The organism is Pseudomonas sp. Ant30-3, from assembly GCF_000690905.1.
Classification (GTDB): Bacteria; Pseudomonadota; Gammaproteobacteria; order Pseudomonadales; family Pseudomonadaceae; genus Aquipseudomonas.
This window is the reverse complement of record NZ_JMCL01000122.1, coordinates 1-4,426: the sequence shown is the minus strand read 5'-3', so window position 1 is coordinate 4,426 and position 4,426 is coordinate 1. Positions and strand designations below refer to the sequence as shown.

At 60.1% G+C, this 4,426-nt stretch carries 4 protein-coding genes; all 4 read right to left on the bottom strand.

Features of this window, described 5'->3' with window-relative positions; translation table 11 throughout:
• Positions 1-829: cytochrome D1 domain-containing protein (locus tag DU29_RS0125485; RefSeq protein WP_033050944.1), on the bottom strand; the 829-nt coding region annotated here is incomplete at its 3' end.
• A 156-nt stretch (positions 830-985) separates the two neighbouring features.
• Positions 986-3,322: a heavy metal translocating P-type ATPase gene (locus DU29_RS0125480; RefSeq protein WP_050483177.1), complete on the bottom strand. Its 2,337-nt coding sequence runs from the start codon at positions 3,320-3,322 to the stop codon at positions 986-988.
• A 2-nt stretch (positions 3,323-3,324) separates the two neighbouring features.
• Positions 3,325-3,579 carry a DUF2933 domain-containing protein gene (locus DU29_RS0125475; RefSeq protein ID WP_152635588.1) on the bottom strand — a complete coding sequence of 85 codons (255 nt, stop codon included), beginning with the start codon at positions 3,577-3,579 and terminating at the stop codon, positions 3,325-3,327.
• A 97-nt stretch (positions 3,580-3,676) separates the two neighbouring features.
• Positions 3,677-4,213, bottom strand: coding sequence for a cupredoxin domain-containing protein (locus tag DU29_RS0125470; RefSeq protein WP_028624246.1), 537 nt, complete (start codon positions 4,211-4,213; stop codon positions 3,677-3,679).
• Positions 4,214-4,426: the final 213 nt, after the last annotated feature.

Genomic DNA, 4,426 nt, shown 5'->3' with positions numbered 1-4,426 from the left:
TTTTGCCAGGCTTCTTGGGCGTGCCCTGGTTGGCCACCAGCAGCGTGCGCGAATCCGGCGTGACGTACAGCTGGATAGGCACCCTTCCGACGGCAACCTTGCGAATCACCTGGCGCGTGGCCGGGTCTATCACGGCGACGGCGTTTTCTTCCGACAGCGACACCAAGACAAGACGACCGTCCGGCGTGAAGCCGACTTGAGCCGGACCCTTGCCTACCTGCACCTGCGCGATCTCCTTTTGGCTGACGGTATCAATGACCGACACCGTGCCGCCCTTGAGGTTGGCGACGTAGGCCTGCTTGCCGTCCGGACTGATGCGAAGACCGTGGGGGAACTTACCAACCGGAATCGTGGCGACAACACGCTGCGCCGATGTGTCAATCACACTCACCGTGTCGTCGCCGCCGTTGGTGACGTAGGCAAGGCGGCCATCTGGCGACACCACCACATGGGCCGGGTGCGTGCCGACCGGCACCTTGGCGATTACCGCGTCACTACTGGTATCAATGGCCCAAACAGCTCCTACCGTCGCCATCGCGCTGTGTTCACCTTTGGCCATCTCCTTATGCACAGAGCCAGCCGCCTGATCAGGCTCGCCGTTATTGGTCACCCATACGACCTTTCCGTCGGGCGATACCTGCACGTTGTGCGGTGTCTTGCCGACGCGCACGCTTGCCAGTGTCTTGAACGACGCGGCATCGAGCACGCTGACCGTGTCAGCGCCCTCATTGGCCACATACACCTTGTCAGCGGCCCATGTAGCGCCGGACCAGGCCAGCAGCCCGACCTGTATTGCCGTTAAAAACCACTTACCTTTACTTGTCATCATGATTAATCCTTATTGAGAAAGTAAAACTTCTATCGTTAGGCCTCAGCCTGCGGCGGCCCGTCTTGGATGCCATTACCGGCCACGCCGCCTCTAATCTTGTGATTCACCTCCTTGACCGTGACAGCCGCCGCCGTCGATACCACCAAAACAGCGGAGTCATACGCGTCTGTTTCGCAGCCGCAAAGCGTTGCCGATCACCGACACCGAACTCAAGCTCATGGCCAGCGCGGCAATCAGCGGCGACAGCAGCCAGCCGGTCAGCGGATACAGCACGCCGGCCGCAATCGGGATGCCCAGCGCGTTGTACAAAAAGGCAAACATCAGGTTTTGCTTCATGTTGCCCACCGTGGCTTCCGACAATGCGCGCGCAATCGCAATCCCGCGTAGATCGCCCTTGACCAGCGTGATCTGGGCGCTGTTCATCGCCACGTCGGTTCCGGTGCCCATGGCCACGCCGACATCGGCCTTGGCCAGCGCCGGCGCGTCGTTGATGCCGTCGCCCGCCATGGCCACCACGCGGCCTTCCTTTTGCAACCTTTCCACCAGCAGCAGCTTGTCGGCCGGCTTGACCTCGCCATGCACCTCGTCGATGCCCAGGCGGGCTGCAACAGCCTTGGCCGTGGTCAGGCCGTCGCCGGTCGCCATCACGATGCGCAGCCCCGAAGCCTTGAGCGTCGCCAAGGCTTCCGGCGTGCTGGCTTTGATCGGGTCGGACACGGCCAGCAGGCCCATCAGCTGGCCATCGACTGCCAGGTGCATCACGCTGGCGCCTTCTGCGCGCAAGGCCTCGGCCTGCGGCACCAGGGCAGCGACCGAGACGCCGATCTGCTCCATCAGCGTGGTGTTGCCCAGCGCCAGTTGACGCCCTGCCACCTGCCCACGCACGCCGATGCCCGAGCCGGACTCGAAATTCTCGGGCTTGTCGAGCAGCATGCCGCGCTCGCGGGCGGCGCGCACGATGGTTTCGGCCAGCGGGTGCTCGCTGCCCTGGTCCAGGCTGGCGGCCAGGCGCAGCACCTCGTCGGCATCAAAGCCGGGCGCAGGCACAGCGCGCTCGAACGTCGGACGGCCCTCGGTCAGGGTGCCGGTCTTGTCGATGATGAGGGTGTCGATTTTGCGCATGTTTTCGATCGCTGCAGCATCGCGGAACAGCACGCCGTGCGTTGCGCCGCGACCGGTGGCGACCATGATGGACATCGGCGTGGCCAGGCCCAGCGCGCAGGGGCAGGCAATGATCAGCACCGACACCGCGTTGATCAGGCCGAACACCCAGCGCGGCTCGGGACCGAACAGGCCCCAGCCGAGGAAGGCCAGCAGGGCGATCCCCATAACGGTGACGACAAAGTAGCCCGCCACGACGTCGGCCATGCGCTGCATCGGCGCCCGGGAACGCTGGGCCTGCGCCACCATTTGCACGATCTGGGCCAGCATTGTGGTCGCGCCTACATGTTCAGAGCGCATCACCAGTGCGCCGCTGGTGTTGAGCGTGGCGCCGATCACCTTGTCGCCCACGCGCTTGGTGACCGGTATCGGCTCGCCCGTGAGCATGGATTCATCGACCGAGCTGCCGCCTTCAGTTACCACGCCGTCCACTGGCACCTTCTCGCCAGGGCGAACGCGCAGCAAGTCGTCCACATGTACATGGTTCAGCGGGATATCCTCTTCGGTGCCGTCCTCCCGGATGCGGCGGGCGGTCTTGGGCGCCAGGCCCAGCAGCGACTTGATGGCCGCCGAGGTCTGCGACCGGGCCTTGAGTTCGAGCACCTGGCCCAGCAGCGTGAGCGAGATGATCACGGCGGCCGCTTCAAAGTACACGGCGACGCGGCCCATGGAGATGAACGAGGCCGGGAACACCTGCGGCGTGACCGTCGCGACCACGCTATAGACGAAAGCCGCACCGGTGCCCAGACCAATCAAGGTCCACATGTTCGGACTGAGGTTCACCACGGACTGCCACCCGCGCGTAAAGAACGGCCATCCGGCCCACAGGACGATGGGGATCGACAGCACCAGTTCGACCCAGCTCTGCACGGTCATGTCCATCCACTGGAAACGGTGGCCGAACATGGCGAGAACAAAGACCATGCCTGTCAGCGGCAAGGTCCACCAGAAGCGGCGCTGAAAATCGCGCAATTCGGGGTTCTCATCGTCGTCGAGTTCCGGCAGCAAGGGCTCCAGCGACATGCCGCATTTGGGGCAGTTGCCCGGATGGTCCTGACGTATCTCGGGGTGCATCGGGCAGGTGTAGATGGTGCCGGCGGCCGCTGGCGCTGTCTCCGCCGGTGGTGCCAGCGTGAGGTATTGCAGCGGATTCGCCGCAAACTTGCCCTGACACTTGGTGCTGCAGAAGTAATAAGGCCGGCCCTCGTGCGTTAACTTGTGAACAGACTGCTCCGTGACGGTCATGCCGCACACCGGATCACGTAGACCTTCACCTTGGGGGTTTAATGGATGGGAGTGACTATGGTCGTGGTGGCTCGTGTTGGTGGCCATGATTATTTTCCGTCCTCATCCTTGTTGGCTTCTGCCTGATCACCATCTCGACCATGCCCTCCATGGCCATGTCCAAAAAAATGCATCAAAGGACAAATCAACAGGATCAGATAGGGTAAATAAGGCGAAACATGGCTGAAATGTTCCCTGACCACGTAGAAAGCGCTGATCGCAACCAGCATGATCAGTAAGACACCCGTTTTGCGCCTCCAGAAAGGCGAAGGAGCGTTTTCAACCGAATGTGGATGGTTAGTCATAATGTAGTCCCCACTGTCCTCGCAAGAGTTGCGTTGACGTATGTGGCTGAGAGTAGTCAACGTTCGCTTTGAGACAGTGATATCGATCAAGCCACGTTCATTTCACGTCAAACTGACCGACCATTCCCGACTGGTAGTGGCCCGGCATATTGCAGGCATACTCCAATCCAGTGCTTTTGGAAAATGTCCAGATAAGCTCTTTGGTTGCTCCTGGTTCGATCAGAATGCTGTTCGGGTCGTTGTGCTCCATCCCGACCATTTTCATGCCCCCGCTGCCGTGCTTCATATCGGCCATCGCTTGCCCGTGCCCACTGGGGGGCAGCGTGCCGTACAGCGGCATGGCTGCCATCTCTTTTTGGTGAGCAGCATGTGCAGCTGCGTTACCAATATTGAATTCATGCAGCAGCGAACCTTCGTTGCGCAGGACGAATCGAACCGTCTCTCCGGGTTTGACATTGATGTTTTGGGGCCCGAAGAAATTGTCGCCAATTTTCACCTCAACAGTGCGGGTAACCTCGGCAGCGGTTCCAGGTTGACCCATGTCATTGTCGCCATGACCCACACTGGCCGTGGCTGTAGCACCGAAAAATAGAGCCATTGTCGCGAAAACAGGAGAAACAAATTTAGCTTTCATAGTGACCTCAAGGATGAGCGAGAAAAACACTCGCTATGCTAAAGAAACTGAACTGCCAGTTAACTGACCTGAACACTACATTTCTGTCAGTTTTTGAAATAAATCACGGCGTCGAAGCGACGCCGTTTGTAACCGGGATTAATTACGAAAAACCTTGAAAGGAGGATGTTTACTGATGGTTTTCTGAAAGCATTAGCTTGTGTTCGCGTTGCA

Coding starts and splice junctions, on each gene's coding strand:
- DU29_RS0125480 (WP_050483177.1), bottom strand. CDS start 3,322: ATGGCCACCAACACGAGCCACCACGACCATAGTCACTCCCATCCATTA.
- DU29_RS0125475 (WP_152635588.1), bottom strand. CDS start 3,579: ATGACTAACCATCCACATTCGGTTGAAAACGCTCCTTCGCCTTTCTGG.
- DU29_RS0125470 (WP_028624246.1), bottom strand. CDS start 4,213: ATGAAAGCTAAATTTGTTTCTCCTGTTTTCGCGACAATGGCTCTATTT.